This window comes from Corynebacterium sp. UMB10119B (assembly GCF_030228125.1).
Lineage (GTDB): Bacteria > Actinomycetota > Actinomycetes > Mycobacteriales > Mycobacteriaceae > Corynebacterium > Corynebacterium pseudogenitalium.
In genome coordinates this window covers 78,954-95,136 of the sequence record NZ_JASPBG010000008.1, presented here as the reverse complement: position 1 = coordinate 95,136, position 16,183 = coordinate 78,954, and the positions used below count along the sequence as shown (strand labels likewise).

Genomic DNA, 16,183 nt, shown 5'->3' with positions numbered 1-16,183 from the left:
GGTTGCAACCACCAGAGAAAGGAACCCATCATGGATCAGTCATTACGCGCGCGGGCCCGAGGCGCCATGTACGGCCAGATCATTGGCGATAACCTCGGCGCGCTAGTCGAGTTCTCTTCCCCCGCACAGATTCGCTCCCGGTTCCCGGACGGTGTCCGCGAGCTGACTGGTGGCGGCCCGTTCAATGTCGCGCCGGGCCAGGCCACCGACGACTCTGAGCTGGCGCTGGCGCTTGCCCGCAGCATGGTGCGCTGCGGCGGGTACGAAGAAAAGGACGTGTTCGAGTCGTATGTGCGGTGGGCGGCGTCGTTCCCGCCGGATATCGGCAATACGTGTGCGGCTGCGCTTCGGCCACCGTTTGCGCCGAATGCGGCTAGCAAGTCGAATGGTGCGTTGATGCGGGTCAGCCCGATCGGCATCGCGTACGCGCACGACCCGCAGCTCGCCGGCGACCACGCCCGCACCGACGCCCGCCTGACTCACCCCAACGAGTACCCGGTGGCCATCAACGGTATGTACTGTGAGGCGCTCGCCCGCACGATCAGCGGTGAGGATCCTCGCGAGGCGCTGCTCGCGGCGGCTGGGGATGAGGCGTCGACAATTAGGGAGTTCATGCAGTACCTTCCCGTGGATGTTTATAGCCATCGCATGGGGTACGTGCAGTTCGCCTGGAATATTGTGTGTTATTTCGTCGCGAACGGTTCGTCTTTCGAGGAGGACCTCGTCGCGATTGTCGGGATGGGCGGCGACACGGACACAAACGCCGCGATCGCCGGCGCGTTCCTGGGCGCGGTGTACGGGGAGGATGGGATTCCTCGCAGGTGGCGCCAGATTATCGACGCCTACTCCACCCACAAAGCGAACCGACCCGAGGAGTTTTCCGTCGAGGGCGCCCTCGACCTGGTTGACGCCCTCCTCTCCTAGCCACGCACCACATTCCCGTTTTTTGAGAGGGCGCCTCCGCGTTTCCCCAGGTCGTCAACTCCACGAGGGGGAATCTGGTGCACTCCCCCTCACCCCAGTGCCAAAGGACGCATCCCCCTTTTCACGACCAGGGCTTTTAGCCCCTCCCCCAACAGGAATTGCGTCCTTTGGCACTGGAGTCCTCAGCAACTATTCGTCCGGGTTCCGGATCTCCACGTAGTCGGGGTCGTGCCAGTCGACGTTGACGTTGTCCTTGGTGTCCAACCCCTGGTCAGCGAGTTCGGGCACCTTGGCGAAGATGTTGCGGCGGGCGCGGCCGGCGCGCAGTTGGCGTTCGACGCGTTGGGCGAGGACGGTGAGTCCCCAGTTGATGAGGATCATGATGATGGCCACGACGGCCAGCGATGCCAGGAAGTTCTGGTTGGCGGATGCGCTTTGGATGCCGGAGCGGACGACTTCGACGTAGCCGATCTGGTAGCCGAGTGCGGAGTCTTTGAGCGCGATGATCATTTGGGCGATCAGGGCTGGCAGCATGGCGGCGATGGCTTGGGGCAGCAGGATGGTCCGCATGGTTTGCGGGTAGGTGAGGCCGAGTGCTTCGGCGGCTTCGGTTTGGCCTTTGGGGAGGCTTTTGATGCCGGAGCGGAGGATTTCGGCGATGACGGACCCGTTGTACATGGTGAGCCCGAAGACGACGGCGGCGAACGCCAGGTGCTTTGGCGGGGCGAGGTGGTAGATGGCGAAGAGTTGGTAGGCGAAGATCATGAGGAGGAGCACTGGGATGGCTCGGAAGATCTCGACGATGACGCCACACACCCAACGAACAAAACGATTGCGGGACAGCCTGCCGAGGCCGAGGAGGATGCCGACGGCCAGCGCGAGCAGGATGGATGCCACCGCGGCTTTGAGGGTGCCCATGAGGCCGGGGAGGATGTAGGTGGTCCAGGTTTGGGAGTTGAGGAACGGAGTCCATTTCGCGGCGGCGAGTTGTCCGTTGGCCTGCAGTTTCCAGAAGACCCATGCGGCAATGCCGAGGCAGACGGCGAGGCTGATGCCGGTGAGGATGCGGTTGGTGCGGCGGCCGTTGGGGCCGGGGACGTCGTAAAGTACTGTTGCGCGGACGCTCATTATTTTTTCACCGCCATGCGTTCGGAGAGGGCGCCAAGGGCGAGGCCGGTTGGCAGGGTGAGGATGATGAAGCCGAGTGCGAAGATCCCGAAGATGGGGAAGAGCATGTTGGCGTGGTTTTCGATGGTGGATTTCATCAGGAGGGATGCTTCGGCGACACCGATTGCGGATGCGATGGTGGTGTTTTTCGTCAGCGCGATGAGCGTGTTGCCGAGCGGTACGATGGCTGCGCGGACGGCTTGGGGGAAGATGATGTTGCTGAATGTTTGGCCGAAGCTGAGTCCGAGGGATCGGGCGGCTTCGGCTTGCCCGAAGTGGACGGTGTTGATGCCGGAGCGCAGCGATTCCGCGACGAACGCCGAGGTGTAAATGATGAACCCGAGTACGGCGAGGCGGAAGTTGTTGTCTACCAGGAACGTCGCGGACTCTCTATCGGCGAGGGTGATGCCGAGGTTTTGGTAGAGCCCGAAGGAGCAGAAGATGATGATGAGGGTCAGGGGTGTGTTGCGCACGACGTTGATGTAGAACGTGGACATCGCGCGCAGCACGGGGATGGGTGCGACTCGCATCGCGGTGAGGATCGTGCCCACAATCATGGAGCCGATTGCGGAGTAGATGGTGAGCTTGATGGTCAGCCAGAAGGCTGCCCAGAGCTGCGGGCCCAGGTCGGACCAGAGTGTGGACATGATGTTCCTGCCTTAGGGGGTCTTACTGTTCGATGAAGGAGAGGTCGCCAGGGGTGCCGGCGTCGACTGCGTCGTCGCCGCCAAGGTTCTTATCGACGAGGGCGTCGAACTCTCCGGACGTTTGCAGTTCCTTGAGCGCGTTGTTGATGGCGTCGGTGCCTGCGGTGTCGCCCTTTGCCAGGCCGATGCCGTAGTACTCGTCGGTGAATGGTTTGCCGTCCTTGGTCATTTCGACGACTTTGAAGTCGCCTGGGGTTTGGGCGGAGTAGCCGAGCAGGATGGTGGCGTCGGTGGTCATGGCGTCGATGTTGCCTTGGCGGAGTGCTTCGACGCAGGAGGAGTAGGTGTCGTACTCCTGCAGCTGCACGCCTGGCAGGGCGTCCTTGACCTTCTGGGCTGGGGTGGAGCCGGTGACGGAGCAGAGGATCTTGCCGTCGAGGTCCTCGAGGCCCTTGATGTCGGTGTTGTCGTTGCTGACCAGGAGCGCCTGGTGCGTGACCAGGTATGGTCCGCCGAAGTTGACGGATTCGGAGCGGCCCTTGTTGATGGAGTAGGTCGCCGCGATGGCGCCGACCTCGCCGTTCTGGATGAGGGTTTCACGCTGTGCGGATGGACTTTCGCGCCAGGTGATGGTCGGTTCTGCCCAGCCGTTCGCCTTCGCGATGTGGTTGACCACGTACGTCGCCACGTCGACGTCGAGGCCGGACATGGTGCCGTCCGGGTTGCGCAGGCCGAGGCCCGGCTGGTCATACTTGGTGCCCAGGGTGACCTGGCCGGATTCGATCTGGCCGAGGAGGTCGGTGCCTTCGCCGGCACCGCCGCCACAGGCGACGAGGGTTGCGGCAGCAGCGGAGAGCGCGGCGGTGAGTGCGGCGTAACGGATGTTCATGGTGTTGTCCTTTCGGTTAGTGGGCCAGGATTTTGGCCAGGAAGTCTTTCGCCCTGTCGGTCTTCGGGTTGGTGAAGAACTCTTCGGGTGTGGCGTCTTCGATGATCGCGCCGTCTGCCATGAAGATGATGCGGTCGGCGACGCGCCGGGCGAAGCCCATTTCGTGTGTGACCACGAGCATCGTCATCCCCTCGTTGGCGAGGTTGGCCATGACATCAAGCACTTCATTGACCATTTCGGGGTCGAGGGCGGAGGTGGGCTCGTCGAAAAGCATGACTTTGGGTGACATGGCGAGCGCCCGCGCAATCGCGACGCGCTGCTGCTGCCCACCCGACAGTTGCGCCGGGTACTTGTCCGCCTGATTCGCGATGCCCACGCGGTCCAGCAGCTCAATCGCCCGCTTCTCGACGTCCCCCTTCCCCTGCTTCCGCACCTTCAACGGACCAAGCGTCACGTTGTCCTTGATGGTCAGGTGCGGGAACAGGTTGAAGGATTGGAACACCATCCCGACGTCCGCCCGCAACTTCGCAAGGGCCTTGCCCTCCTCTGGCAGCGGGACCCCGTCAATGGTGATGGTGCCTTCGTCAATCGTTTCGAGCCTGTTGATCGTGCGGCACAGCGTCGACTTCCCCGACCCCGACGGCCCGAGCACCACCACTACCTGGCCTTTCGGCACAGTAAGGTTGATGTCTCGGAGCGCGTGGTAGTCGCCGAAGTGCTTCTGTACGCCCGCTAGGTCAATCATGGCTTCACTGGAGCTATTGCCCGACCCACTCTGGGCAGTGAATGTGCTGTGTGTCATATCGGGCAGGTTAGTGGCCTGGCCCACACTTTGTATAGTTCTCGGGTGCTTTTCGCCCGAAAGTTCACCCCCACTGCCTGAACTGCGCGCCTACTTCCCTTCCGGTTCGCAGCCGACCTGAGCTTTTGATCTCACCCCCACGAGGAATTGCGTCCTTTGGCACTCACTCCCCTGTCGCGCGCACCACATTCCCTCCCGTACCCCCGCCGACCTAGGCTTTTCCAAACCTGGCCGCCGAAAAACCAGGAATCTGGTGCGCGTGTCCCCCGCCCAGACACCACATTCCCGTTTTCCGCCAGACCCCCTCGGCGTTTCCCCAGGTCGCCAACTCCACGAGGGGGAATTTGGTGCGCTCCCCCTCACCCCAGTGCCAAAGCACGCAACCCCCTTTTCACGACCTGGGCTTTTGCCCTCACCCCCACCAGGAATTGCGTCCTTTGGCACTGGCACCCCCGATGGGACACCACATTCCCTCCCGCGCCCTAGCTGACCTGGTCTTTTCCAAACCCGCCTGCGAAAATCCTGGAATTTGGTGCGCGCCCCCTAGGCTTCTAGCCCAAGCGCATAAAAAATGGGCGACCCACATGGGTCGCCCACATCTATCGGTGAGATGCTTCTTAGAAAGGAAGCGCGTCGCGCACTGCTGGTGGCAGCATCGGTGCAACCTGTGGCAGGGCCACTGCGATCAGGGCGATCAGCGCGAGAACGGAGCCACCAGCTACGGCACCGATGCCGTAGTTGTTCAGCTTGCCGTCAATGGAGCTGAGGGTGGACTCGATCTTGGAGCTGGATGGGGAGAGGTCCTTGCCAGCTGCGCAAGCGCGAAGTGCTGGGGCGGTGGCGTTCAGGGTGGCGAGCTTTGCGTCGATCTCCTTGAACTTCTTGTCGGCGTCTTCCTGCTTGATCTTCTTGTCCTTGAGCTGTGCCTCGACCTCAGCGCGCTCCTTGACCAGTTTGGCCGAAGCCTCGATGTCCTTCTTCAGCCGTGCGTCAGCCTCAGCCTTGGTGAATTCCTTCGTTTCGGCCTTGTCGCCTTCCTTGGCAACCGGGTAGGTGATCTTGCACTTGGTCTCCTGTGGCTGGTTGTCAGCTGCCTGTGCTGGAGCGGCCAGGCCACCAGCGATGACTGCCGAAGCAACTGCGGCGGTGATGATCTTCTTCATGTGAACCTCTTTTCAGGGGTAAGAAATAAGGGGCTTTAGGTGAACTACCTAGCTCGAAAATATATTGAATCCCCACTATTCGGGAAACAGTTTTTCGATAAATGTTTGGAGTTCATCCCCTAACTACCCCCGAAATAGGTGCGCCTAGAACGGCAGCTTCGGCGCCAATGTTGGGAATACCACGGTCACGAGTGCGGCCGCGCCGAGCACTACTGCGAGGAAGATCCCGGCGAGTGGGCCAGCGACGCTGAGCCAATCGCGCATCTCTGCTGGGCTCACATCTTTAATGCTACTTCCTTCGCTGTTGCCGATTGACCCGGTCTGCTTTGGTGCAGTTTGCTTTGGCCGTGGGCTTGTGGTCTTAACTGTCCATTTCCCGTGATTTTCGCGCTGAGAGCAGGCTTTCAGGGCAGGCTCGAAAGCGCGAAGGAACTTGAGCTGGGAGTTGAGCTGTTTAAGTTGTTGTTCGTCGGCTGTGCCGATGGTGGTGGCGTCGAGAAGTTCGGAGCGCTGCTTGGTGAGTGCGGTGACCTCCTGATCGAGGAGCGCCAGCTTTTCGGATGCTTCTTGTGGCGTTACCAGCGCGAATGCCTCGCGTAACCCATCCTCCGAAAGTGCTTTCTTGGGTGCGATGGTGCTTGCTTTGAGGCTGGGAAGTTCGTCGTCGAACAGGGTGAACGTGCAGGTGCCATTCCGGTACTCAACGTTCGCTGCGTGTGCTGGTGTTGCGGTCGTAGCCAACAGGGCTACGGCGGTTGCGGAAGTAATGATTCGCTTCATGTGGTGTCCTTTCCTGTCGGGGAACCTGATGGTTCAGGTTCTTCAAGAGTTTGACGCTGCGTCGCGCGCTTTGGTTCCATCGCGTCTTTGACTAGCTAGGCGTGGGTTAGTATTTCGGTATGCTTACCCGCTTTGAAGTTGATGGGTTTAAGAACCTGCGCAACCTAGCTATCGACCTCGGCCCATACACCTGTGTCGCCGGGGCGAATGCTATTGGTAAATCTAATCTTTTCGACGCCCTCCAGTTCCTAGCGCTCACTGGGTCGCGGACGTTGAATGAGGCTGCCATCAAGATCCGGGGCAATGGCGGCGACGTGCGCGATATTTTCGCGCCGGGTGGCAAGATGTCGTTTTCTGCGGAGATGATTACGGAGAAGGAGTTTGAGGATTCCTTCGGCAAGTCGATTACTGCTGATCAGACGTATCTCCGGTATGAGGTTGATCTTGAGCTGCGGTACGTGACTGTTGGCAACAATAGGAATGTTTCCAGCATTGTTGTCACCCGTGAGGAGCTAAAACCGCTCACGAAGGCGGATGCTCGAGAGAAGCTGGGTTGGGCAAAGAAAAGCTTTGTTGAGTCTGCGATCATGGGCGGACGTCGAAAAGCGTTTATTGAGACGAGTGAGCAGGAACGACAAATCCATGTGCGGCATGGAAGTCAGGGAAGGCCGTCGTTGGTGTCGCTGAGCGGGGATGCGCCGGCCCGTACTGCGCTGTCGGTGTATGGGCAGCAGGACCAGTATCCGGTGATTATGGCGGCGCGCCGGGAGCTGGATGCGTGGATGTACCTTTCCCTTGAGCCGAGTGCCATGCGCGCGCCGAGCGAGGCGTTGGCTCCCGACTTTATTAGTGCGAAGGGCGGGAACCTGCCGAAGACGCTGGACCGTCTTGTGGGGCAGTCGCCGGATCATGATGTGCTTGCGGAGCTTGCTGATGTCGTCGGAGATCTTGTCGATGTACGCAGCGTTACGGTGGACTTTGACGAGGCACGCCAGGTGTTTACGCTGCAGGCGCAGGTCGGTAATGGCGGTGTGGTGTCTGCCCGTTCTCTTTCTGACGGGACGTTGCGCTTCCTAGTCCTGGGGACGATCTTGTTGGACTCAGAGGGCAGTCGCCTGATCTGCTTCGAAGAGCCCGAGAACGGCATTCACCCGTTGAAGATTCAGGCGATGTATTGGCTGTTGCACGATTTGAGCGTGGACCCTGAGGAAGCAATCGGGTTGGAGAATCCGCTTCGTCAGGTCATCGTGAATACCCATTCACCAGCATTTTTAGCGCTGCACAAAGACAATTTCGATGAGCTACTGCTGGGGTCGAAGGATCCGATGGATGGCTCGCTCGTCCTTACCCCGGTGGTGGCGGAGGGGAGCTGGAGGAAGTCGAAGGTGAAGGCGTCGGCTGCGAACGTTGAGGAGCTTCTTCGCGAGTCCTTCCCGGAGCTCAACTTCCGGGAGCTCTTTGCGGCAGATCATGAGGGGGATCGATGAGTAGGCCACTGTACTGTCTGCTAGTTCGCGAGGGCTCTAGCGATAACGGCCTAATGAGCCCGCTCAAGGCGCTGCTCATTGATCTCGGCTTTGGGGCTGATTCTCAAATCTTGCCTCAGTCTTTCGCGGGGTCGAAGCGCACGGCTGATGTCCTTCAGCTCATCATGGATGAGGGCCAGACGCCTGACATTGTTTTTGTCCATCGGGATGCAGACAATGACGGCTATGAGCGCCGTGCGCTTGAAGTCCACCAGGCGTCCGAAGAGGTCAGCCCGGAGTTCGCGGTTGTTCCCGTTGTGCCGGTGAAAATGACTGAGGCGTGGGTGCTCCACGCACTGCACAGTCCGCAGTATCAGGCACAGCTGGGGATCAACATTCCTGCGAAGGATCTGCCAGCCAGGAAAACTATCCCGAATATTGCGGCGAAGGATCGGCTAAAACAGCTTCACGACGCCCACTTCGCCACCCGCGGGCGCCGAAAGCGAAAGCACGATTCCCGCTTCACGACGGACCGGTCCCGTTGGGTCGAGGCACTCACCAATGTGAGCTTCTTGGAGGGGTGCGAGTCCTTCGAGCGCTTGCGCGACGAGATCCTCAGCGCACAAACAGGCCTCTAGCCTCACTCACTCCCTCCCGATGGGACACCACATTCCCGTTTTCCGCCAGACCCCCTCGGCGTTTCCCCAGTTCGCCAACTCCACGAGGGGGAATTTGGTGCGCTCCCCCTCACCCCAGTGCCAAAGGACGCAACCCCCTTTTCACGACCTGGGCTTTTACCCCCTCCCCCAACAGGAATTGCGTCTATTGGCACTCGCTCCCAAAAAACCAGATCTCGAACCCCTGTCGCCTCGCCACGTCGAGGGACCCGTCCTGCGGCACGGCGTGCGTCGGCAACCCTGCGCGGACTTGGCGGAAGAAGTTGTCGGACCTGCGGTTGGCGTCTCGGAGGTCGTAGTAGGTGGTCATCTCCTGGTCGTACTCCCCCAGCGCCTCGGACCAGCTCGCGGGGGCCTGGTAGGTGTTTTCCATGACGCGAAGCCGCGCCGGGATGCGTGGTTTGAGTTGTGGGTCTTGGGCGGGCCAGCCCAGGGTCAGCCCGACGACCGGGAAGGTAAAGCGTGGCAGTTCCAGCAGGTCAACGACGGCTTGGAGGTCGTTGTGGATGTTGCCGAGGTAGTTGGCTCCCATCCCGAGCGATTCCGCCGCGTTGACAACGTTTTGAGCCATGAGGCAGGCGTCGGTAAACCCTTCGACGAATGGACGGGTGTGCCCGGCCGCCGAAGGCTCCTCCAGCAGCGCCGCGTTGCGCGCGGTGTCGACGATGAAGAGCAGGTAGACGGGCGCGCGCCCGACGTATTCCTGCTGCCCGATCTCCGCCAGCTTTCGCTGGAGGTCGGTATCGGTGACGTGGATGATGCTGGCTTGCTGCAGGCCGCGCGAGCTCGCTGTGCGCATCGCGACCTCGAAGAGCTGGTCCAGCACCTCCTTATCGACGCCCCTCCGCTCAAACTCGCGGATCGTCCTGTGCTGTAGCTGGTGTTCGATGGTGTGGTTCATGCCCACACGGTACTTGAAATCGGCTACCCGAGCTCCTCCCGAAGCACATCGCGCACGATTTCGGCGACGTGCTGCGCCTGGGTGCCCGTGCCCTGCTCGACTTGGGTGCGGCAGGAGAATCCGTCGGCGACGACGGGCCCGTCGTGTTCCCTCACGCGCGGGAACAGCTCGCGTTCTCCCAGCTCCAGGGACATTTCGGCGTGGCCGTCTTCGAAGCCCCAGTTGCCGGCGAGGCCGCAGCACCCGGTTTGGATCTGTTCCTCGTCGTAGCCGAGCGCCGCCAGGATCAGGGAGGACTGTTGCGGGTCGCCGAGTGACTTCTCGTGGCAGTGCACTTGGGTGAGGATGCTGCCGCTGTGCTTGCGTACCTTGCCCTCGGCGACGAGCGCCTGGATCTTCGGGGCGACGATTTCGGCGAAGGTGTGGGTGGCTTCGGCGAGTTCGCGTACGGCGGGGTCGGCGGTTTGGGTGGTGGCGTCGTGTTGCAGCATGACGGTGCACGACGGCTCCAGCGCGACAACCTGCAGCCCTTGGTCCAGGTACGGCTTGAGCACGTGCGCGGAGTGCTCGAGCACGCGCCGCGTCATCGCGAGTTGGCCGGTGGAGTGCCAGGTCAGGCCGCAGCACACGAAGCCGTCGGGGATGATGACCTCGTAGCCGAGCATCTCCAGCGTTTCGACGGCCGCTCGCGCCGGGCCGGTGTTGAGTTTGTTGTTGAAGCTGTCTGGCCACAGCACAATCCGCTCACGCGAAGCTCCCGAACCAGCAGCACCCGAACGCTTCCGCGCCCACTTCTGCAGCGACTCCGGCGCGAAGCTGATGAGCGGCCGCCCGGTGTCGACGCCGCCGAGTTTCGCGACGGCCGTCGATACGCCGGGGGCGTGGAGGGCCCAGTTCGTGATGCGTGGCACGAGCGGGAGTTTGTGGGCGATGTGGCTGAGGATTGGCAGCCAGCCCATGAGGTAGTGGACGCGTGGGCGGACGCGGCCGGCGTAGTGGTCGTTGAGGAACTCTGCTTTGTAGGTGGCCATGTCCACGTTGACGGGGCATTCGGAGGCGCACGCTTTGCAGGAGAGGCACAGGTCGAGGGCGGATTCGGCGTCGTCGCCGGTGATGGTTTCGCCGCGGAAGAGTTCGGAGAGGATGCGGGCGCGGCCGCGGGTGGAGTGGATTTCGTCGTGGGTGATTTGGAAGGAGGGGCACATGGAGCCGTCCATGGAGCGGCAGGCGGAGACGCCGACGCAGCGGTTGACGGCGTCGGTGAAGCTGCCGTTGTCGCGTGGGAAGAGTTGGACGGGTGTGATTTCGTGGGTGCGTTGGGCGGGTTCCATGCGCAGGCCGTCGGTGACGGCGTCGGCCCAGACGAGGACACCGGGGTTCATGATGCGTTGCGGGTCGAAGAGCAGTTTGAATTCTTCGAAGATGGCGCGCATTTCGGGGCTGTACATGGTGTGCAGCAGGGATGAGCGTGCGCGGCCGTCGCCGTGTTCGCCGGACAGGGACCCGCCGTGCTTGGTGACGAGTGTGGCGGCGTCGTTCATGAAGTTGTTGAAGTTGGTGATGCCCTCTGTTGAGTGGAAGTCAAAACTGATGCGGACGTGGACGCAGCCTTCGCCGAAGTGGCCAAATGGGATGCCGCGGTAGCCGTAGGTGTCCATGAGGTCGTAGAGTCCGCGCAGGTAGCTGGCCAGGTTTTCGGGCGGTACGGCGGAGTCTTCCCAGTTGGGCCAGGCTTCGCCGCCGTCGGGGAGGCGGGTGACGGTGCCTGCGGATGCTTCGCGGATGCGCCACAGCGCGCGGGCTTCGGTGTGGTCGCTGACCACGACGGCCCCGGTGTGTTCGACGGTGGTGGTGAGCGCCTCGGCGGCGGCGATGGCTTCCTCGAGGGTGTTGCCTTCGGTTTCGCAGTAGAGCCAGCCGCCGGCGTGGGGTTGGCCGGGGAGGTTCTCGCCGGCGTGTTCTTGCCCGTTTTTGCTGCGCAGGGCGTCGAGGAGGTCGCCGCCCATGCCTTCGATGGTGGCCACACCGGGTTGGCGCAGTTTGGGGGCGGCGTCGGCGGCGGCGAAGACGTCGGCGAAGGACAGCACGGCCAGTGCGGTGTACTTCGGCTTATCGACGAGCCTCACGGTCATCCGCGTAATCACCCCGAGGGTGCCTTCGGACCCGGCGATGGCTTTGGCCATGTCGGTGCCCAGGTAGTGCAGTCCGTACCCGGAGACTTGGCGCGGGAAGCGCCCGAGTTCCCGCTGGATCAGTTCCTGGTTTCGGGTGTAGAGGGCGGAGAGGGCGTCGTGAAGCGTGGGGTCGTCGCAGCCGTCGGCGCTGAAGGTGACTTCCCTGCCGTCGGCGAGTGCGAGCGTGATGTCGACGAGGTTGTCGGCGGAGGTACCGTAGGCCACCGAGTGGGAGCCGCAGGCGTTATTGGCCACCATGCCGCCGATGGTGCAACGGGAGTGGGTGGAGGGGTCGGGACCGTAGGTCAGGCCGTGGGGTGCGGCGGCGTCGCGGAGTTGGTCGCAGATGACGCCGGGTTCCACGGTGGCCGTTTTGGCATCCGGGTCGATGTCGAGGATGCGGTTGAAGTAGCGGGAGGTGTCGATGACGAGGCCGTCGCCGATGGCGTTGCCAGCCACGGAGGATCCACCACCACGCCCTACGATGGACCAGCCGCGTTCGCGTGCGTAGGCGATGCCGTCGAGCACGTCTTGTGCGCTGCTGGGTTCGAGTACTGCCGCCGGGACGCGTCGGAAGAGTGATGCGTCAGAGGAGTAGGCGGCCCGGGTCGGCATGTCTTTGCGGAGCTTGGCCCGGATGGCGTGTGGCGTGGTGTTCATGCGTGTCCTCTGTTATTCTGCGCTGTTTTCGTCGCGGTGCTCGTGGAACTGCACTTCTTTGTCGCGTTTGCGTTGTTCGCGTTGTGCTCGGAGCGCTTCTGGGCGGTAGCCGAGCACGAATGCGGATACTGCACAAAGTGTAGCTGCGCCGAAGACCCATGGCGCGAGCGCCGCTTTGGCGCCGGTGATGGTGTCGCCGCTGCCGGTGACAAGGCCGACCGCCTGAATGCCGACGAGCGCGAGCCCGCCGAGGAGGAACGCGGCGAGGAAGACGTAGAACAGGAAATAGAAGAGCTTGAAGATTGGGTTCATGGTTTACGCTCCTGGTACGTAGACGGGGACCAGTCCCATGCCGACGAGCCACGCCAGCAGGATCATCGGCAGGACAAAGTAGATGATGAGCGGGATGAACATCTTGGTCGGGTTGGCTTCCGCCATCGCGGCCGAGAGGTAGATCGGCGCGCCCACGGGTGGCGACGCCCCCTCCGTCGAGGTGCACAGCAGGGTGACGACGATCGCCACCGTCGGGTCGATGCCCACCGTGGTGAGCGCCGCGACTGCCGGGGCGCCGATGGCGGCTGCCGTCGCAGTGGAAGACAGCGGGGTTGCCACGACGACGGCGAGCACGCCGACGACGAGGATCATGACCCACTTCGGCAGGTCCATCGCCCCGAGCGTGTTGGAGAGCTGGTCGCCCACGCCGAGTTCCTCCATGATGGACGCGGCCGCGAGCGCTGCGAACAGCGAGATGCCCACGGTGGCGAAGCTCGGCAGGTCCCGGACGATCTGCGCCCTGAACTGGGCGTTGTTGCGGCGGATGCGGCCCGCACCTTCGATGAGCGCGATGAGCGTGATCAGCACCGGCACCCACACGATGATGGAGATGGCCTTGATGCCGTCCTCGCCGACGCCGGTGGAGTTTTTGAACCAGTTGGCCAGCGGGCCGATGGTGAGCAGCACCGGGATGATGATGCCGAGGAAGATCGACGGCGAGCGCCACCCCTGCGCCCACGCCTGCCCGAACGGCACGATCTGGTCCTTCGGGGTCTTGGGGATGCGGTCCTTCTTGGTCCAGAAGAACACGACCGCCAGGCGGTAGAGCACCGCATACGCACCGGCGCAGGCCAGCGCGACGTACACCTGACTTGCCGACGACGCCGCAGCCGCCGGCATCGCCAGAATGATGAACATGGTGGAGTTCGGCGGCAGCGCCACGCCCAGGCCGGAGTTACCTGCGACAAGGGTCGCTGCCCTGTTGGAGGAGAAGCCGGTCTGCTTCATCCACGGGATGGTCACGGAGCCGACTGTGGCGGAGTTGCCAGCGGTCGATCCCGCGATGAGTCCCATCATCGCCGAGGCCAGGGTGGACACGTAGCCCGCCCCGCCGCGCAGCCGGCCGAAGATCGAGTTCAGGATGGTAATTAGCCTGTCAATCAAGCCCGTCGACTGCACAATGATCCCCATGAACACGAACGCCATACCGGCGAACGTGACCTCCGAGGAGACGGCCTTTTTAATTCCCAGCCACAGCAGTTCTGGCGCCCTCGTTCCGCCGACGAGTGCCACGCCCACCAGGCCGATCAGCAGCGCTTCTGCAATATTGCGCTTTAGCAAAACATTGAACACAACCGTGATCGCGATGAACACTATCAACGCAACGATGCCCATGTTCACTCCCTTCAACTCCAATTAGTGACGCGGCACACATTACGCGTTGGATGTTGTCGGGCCTATATGCTCAAACTAATTATCGACGCCCCTCCTCCCCCATCAACGCAAAAACCCGGGCGGGTGCGTTGTTGCACCCGCCCGGGTTTGACCCCCAGTAGCGGTAATCCCTACTTCGCCGGGACGTTCAGTTCCGCCAGGTCAGAGCCGTCCGGGTTATCGATGCTGATCTCCCACTGCAGCGCGCCATTGTCTTCGTCGAGCTCCGCCGAGTCCAGGATGCCGTCGTGCTGGCCCAGTGCCTCCTTGATCGCGTCCTCGATCGCCACGGTTGCCTGGCCCGCCTTCGCGACGTCCTCCGCGTCCTGCTCGGACTCCTTTTCCATCACGTGGTTGCCGTCGACATGCAGCTCAACGATCTTGTCCTCTGCCGCGACCTTGACCTCGAAGGCGTTGGTGTTGTCCTCGCGGTCGATGGCAATGACGGTGCCGAATGGTCGCGCCGCCTCAATCGCGTCGTACGCGGCGTCGTTGGTGGCCTCGCCCGCGCTTTCAGACGCCGCAGCCGTGGTCGTCGTCGCCACCGTGGTCTCCGGAGCCTCCGTCACGGTCTTCGTCGCTGGTGCCTCGTCCGTGCCGTTCGAGCAGCCTGCGAGCAGTGCCGCCGCGGCCAAGACTGTCAGTGTGCGTTTCATGATTGCTCCTTCGTTCGGGTTCAGAAAGCCCCCACCGTACCCGTTTTGGAGGTAGAGTGTCGCACAACAAAGGTTCACAAACGCGGAGGAAATTCACCATGACCGATGTGGAAAAGATTGAGCGCGACACGCTTCTACCTGCATATTTCGGAGAGTTCGGCGGGCAGTACGTTCCCGAGCCGCTCTACCCGGTGCTCGATCAGTTGGAGCGCGCCTTCGTCGAGGCCCGCGAGGACAAGGAGTTTCTCGACGAGCTCTCGCGCCTCCAAGCGAAGTTCCTCGGCCGGCCGACCCCGGTCTACGAATGTGCCAACCTGCCGAGGGTTGGGTCGTCGAAAATTTTCCTGAAGCGTGAAGACCTCGCGCATGGCGGCGCCCACAAGGGCAACCAGGTGCTGGCGCAGGCGCTGATCGCGAAGCGGCTGGGCAAGAACCGCCTCATCGCCGAAACCGGCGCCGGCCAGCACGGCACCGCCACCGCCATGGTCGCAGCACTGATGGGTATGGAGTGCACGATCTACATGGGCGCGCAGGACGTCGCCCGCCAGCAGCCGAACGTGCGCCGTATGCGCCTGATGGGCGCCACCGTCGTCCCCGTCACCAACGACACCGGCGGCTCCATGTCCAACGCCATCGACATCGCCCTGCAGGACTGGGTCGAAAACATTGACTCCACCCACTACGTCCTCGGCTCCGCGTGCGGCCCCCACCCCTTCCCGACCCTGGTCAAGGAGTTCCAGGCCGTCATTTCGCGCGAGTCCCGCCAGCAGATGCTCGAGGACACCGGCCGACTTCCCGACGCCGTCATCGCCGCCGTCGGCGGCGGCTCCAACGCCATCGGCGCCTTCGCCGAATACCTGAAGGACGAGCCCGGCAACGCCGACGTCAAACTCATCGGCGTCGAACCCGCCGGCGAAGGCCTGGACACCGACCGCCACGGCGCACCACTCAACCACGGCAAGCTGGGCATCCTGCACGGCTCCCGCTCCTACATCGTCACAGGTCAGGACGGCGAAGTCCTCCCTGAGTCCTTCTCCGTCTCCGCGGGCCTGGACTACCCAGGCGTCGGCCCCGAGCACGCCTACCTCCGCGAGATCGGCCGCGCCCAATACGTCGCCGTCACCGACGAGGACGCCCTCCAGGCCTTCCGCCTGCTCTCCCGCTACGAGGGCATCATTCCCGCCCTCGAGTCGTCCCACGCCCTGGCCTACGCCCTGAAGCTCGCCGAAGTCGCCGACGCCGACGGCCACGAGCTCAACCTGCTGGTCAACCTGTCCGGCCGCGGCGACAAGGACCTCGACTACGTCTACAACATCCTCGGCGACCAACTCTTCGACGACCCCGAGCAAGCCCCCATCGGCGACCTCCACATCAGCGAAGTCCTCGCCTCCATGACGAGCTCCTCCAACGAACGCGAGGCCGGCCACACCGTCGCCCACTAGTTTTGGGTTCTTGAGGGTCCCTCGTGGGGCCCTTTTTTCTTCCCGCGCCTGCCTGTGTGCTGCCTGTGCATGGCCTGTGCACCACATTCCCTTTGGACGTTGCGGCGACCTGGGCTTTTACCCCGGCG

General features: G+C 62.7%; 15 protein-coding genes. 4 read left to right on the top strand and 11 right to left on the bottom strand.

The genetic code is table 11. From position 1 onward, the window contains the following. Positions 1 to 30 precede the first annotated feature (30 nt). A complete protein-coding gene (locus QP802_RS07665; RefSeq protein WP_284818171.1) occupies positions 31 to 924 on the top strand; it encodes an ADP-ribosylglycohydrolase family protein in 894 nt (297 codons plus the stop codon). A 189-nt stretch (positions 925 to 1,113) separates the two neighbouring features. Here QP802_RS07665 and QP802_RS07660 read toward each other — a convergent pair whose 3' ends face one another. The 6 genes from QP802_RS07660 to QP802_RS07635 all read right to left on the bottom strand — a co-directional run bounded on the left by QP802_RS07660 (position 1,114) and on the right by QP802_RS07635 (position 6,372). Next, entirely contained in the window at positions 1,114 to 2,052 is a 939-nt protein-coding gene (locus QP802_RS07660) for an amino acid ABC transporter permease (protein ID WP_070975415.1), read from the bottom strand. Further along, complete coding sequence (gene gluC, locus QP802_RS07655; protein ID WP_070478673.1) at positions 2,052 to 2,738, bottom strand: glutamate ABC transporter permease GluC; 687 nt, start codon at positions 2,736 to 2,738, stop codon at positions 2,052 to 2,054. The genes QP802_RS07660 and gluC overlap by 1 nt, the downstream gene beginning before the upstream one ends. Before the next feature lie 22 nt (positions 2,739 to 2,760). Continuing rightward, a complete protein-coding gene (locus tag QP802_RS07650) occupies positions 2,761 to 3,627 on the bottom strand; it encodes a glutamate ABC transporter substrate-binding protein (protein WP_070361657.1) in 867 nt (288 codons plus the stop codon). Positions 3,628 to 3,643: 16 nt separating this feature from the next. Further along, entirely contained in the window at positions 3,644 to 4,372 is a 729-nt protein-coding gene (gene gluA / locus QP802_RS07645; protein WP_070361658.1) for a glutamate ABC transporter ATP-binding protein GluA, read from the bottom strand. A gap of 674 nt (positions 4,373 to 5,046) precedes the next feature. Beyond that, positions 5,047 to 5,592, bottom strand: coding sequence for a hypothetical protein (locus QP802_RS07640; RefSeq protein ID WP_284818169.1), 546 nt, complete (start codon positions 5,590 to 5,592; stop codon positions 5,047 to 5,049). A 144-nt stretch (positions 5,593 to 5,736) separates the two neighbouring features. Further along, positions 5,737 to 6,372, bottom strand: coding sequence for a hypothetical protein (locus QP802_RS07635; RefSeq protein ID WP_284818166.1), 636 nt, complete (start codon positions 6,370 to 6,372; stop codon positions 5,737 to 5,739). A 119-nt stretch (positions 6,373 to 6,491) separates the two neighbouring features. Between QP802_RS07635 and QP802_RS07630 the strand changes: the two genes are divergently transcribed. Together QP802_RS07630 and QP802_RS07625 are read left to right on the top strand one after the other, a co-directional pair. Continuing rightward, positions 6,492 to 7,859: an AAA family ATPase gene (locus QP802_RS07630; protein ID WP_284818164.1), complete on the top strand. Its 1,368-nt coding sequence runs from the start codon at positions 6,492 to 6,494 to the stop codon at positions 7,857 to 7,859. Then, a complete protein-coding gene (locus QP802_RS07625; RefSeq protein WP_284818162.1) occupies positions 7,856 to 8,476 on the top strand; it encodes a hypothetical protein in 621 nt (206 codons plus the stop codon). Before QP802_RS07630 ends, QP802_RS07625 begins: the two co-directional genes overlap by 4 nt. Before the next feature lie 184 nt (positions 8,477 to 8,660). Here the strand turns inward: QP802_RS07625 and QP802_RS07620 are convergent, their stop codons facing one another. The 5 genes from QP802_RS07620 to QP802_RS07600 form a co-directional block, all read right to left on the bottom strand. After that, complete coding sequence (locus QP802_RS07620) at positions 8,661 to 9,416, bottom strand: nitroreductase family protein (protein ID WP_284818160.1); 756 nt, start codon at positions 9,414 to 9,416, stop codon at positions 8,661 to 8,663. A 23-nt stretch (positions 9,417 to 9,439) separates the two neighbouring features. Further along, positions 9,440 to 12,250: an FAD-binding and (Fe-S)-binding domain-containing protein gene (locus QP802_RS07615; protein WP_284818158.1), complete on the bottom strand. Its 2,811-nt coding sequence runs from the start codon at positions 12,248 to 12,250 to the stop codon at positions 9,440 to 9,442. A 12-nt stretch (positions 12,251 to 12,262) separates the two neighbouring features. Then, entirely contained in the window at positions 12,263 to 12,562 is a 300-nt protein-coding gene (locus tag QP802_RS07610) for a hypothetical protein (RefSeq protein WP_256060212.1), read from the bottom strand. Positions 12,563 to 12,565: 3 nt separating this feature from the next. Next, positions 12,566 to 13,918: a TRAP transporter large permease subunit gene (locus tag QP802_RS07605; RefSeq protein ID WP_284818155.1), complete on the bottom strand. Its 1,353-nt coding sequence runs from the start codon at positions 13,916 to 13,918 to the stop codon at positions 12,566 to 12,568. A gap of 170 nt (positions 13,919 to 14,088) precedes the next feature. Further along, positions 14,089 to 14,613 (bottom strand): PepSY domain-containing protein, encoded by a 525-nt coding sequence (locus QP802_RS07600; RefSeq protein WP_084028516.1) that lies wholly within the window; start codon positions 14,611 to 14,613, stop codon positions 14,089 to 14,091. Positions 14,614 to 14,711: 98 nt separating this feature from the next. Between QP802_RS07600 and trpB the strand changes: the two genes are divergently transcribed. Next, a complete protein-coding gene (gene trpB, locus QP802_RS07595) occupies positions 14,712 to 16,055 on the top strand; it encodes a tryptophan synthase subunit beta (RefSeq protein WP_284818152.1) in 1,344 nt (447 codons plus the stop codon). The last annotated feature ends 128 nt before the right edge of the window (positions 16,056 to 16,183 follow it).

Coding starts and splice junctions, on each gene's coding strand:
- QP802_RS07635 (WP_284818166.1), bottom strand. CDS start 6,372: ATGAAGCGAATCATTACTTCCGCAACCGCCGTAGCCCTGTTGGCTACG.
- QP802_RS07605 (WP_284818155.1), bottom strand. CDS start 13,918: ATGGGCATCGTTGCGTTGATAGTGTTCATCGCGATCACGGTTGTGTTC.
- QP802_RS07630 (WP_284818164.1), top strand. CDS start 6,492: ATGCTTACCCGCTTTGAAGTTGATGGGTTTAAGAACCTGCGCAACCTA.
- trpB (WP_284818152.1), top strand. CDS start 14,712: ATGACCGATGTGGAAAAGATTGAGCGCGACACGCTTCTACCTGCATAT.
- QP802_RS07640 (WP_284818169.1), bottom strand. CDS start 5,592: ATGAAGAAGATCATCACCGCCGCAGTTGCTTCGGCAGTCATCGCTGGT.
- gluA (WP_070361658.1), bottom strand. CDS start 4,372: ATGATTGACCTAGCGGGCGTACAGAAGCACTTCGGCGACTACCACGCG.
- QP802_RS07610 (WP_256060212.1), bottom strand. CDS start 12,562: ATGAACCCAATCTTCAAGCTCTTCTATTTCCTGTTCTACGTCTTCCTC.
- QP802_RS07600 (WP_084028516.1), bottom strand. CDS start 14,613: ATGAAACGCACACTGACAGTCTTGGCCGCGGCGGCACTGCTCGCAGGC.
- QP802_RS07650 (WP_070361657.1), bottom strand. CDS start 3,627: ATGAACATCCGTTACGCCGCACTCACCGCCGCGCTCTCCGCTGCTGCC.
- QP802_RS07660 (WP_070975415.1), bottom strand. CDS start 2,052: ATGAGCGTCCGCGCAACAGTACTTTACGACGTCCCCGGCCCCAACGGC.
- QP802_RS07620 (WP_284818160.1), bottom strand. CDS start 9,416: ATGAACCACACCATCGAACACCAGCTACAGCACAGGACGATCCGCGAG.
- QP802_RS07615 (WP_284818158.1), bottom strand. CDS start 12,250: ATGAACACCACGCCACACGCCATCCGGGCCAAGCTCCGCAAAGACATG.
- QP802_RS07625 (WP_284818162.1), top strand. CDS start 7,856: ATGAGTAGGCCACTGTACTGTCTGCTAGTTCGCGAGGGCTCTAGCGAT.
- QP802_RS07665 (WP_284818171.1), top strand. CDS start 31: ATGGATCAGTCATTACGCGCGCGGGCCCGAGGCGCCATGTACGGCCAG.
- gluC (WP_070478673.1), bottom strand. CDS start 2,738: ATGTCCACACTCTGGTCCGACCTGGGCCCGCAGCTCTGGGCAGCCTTC.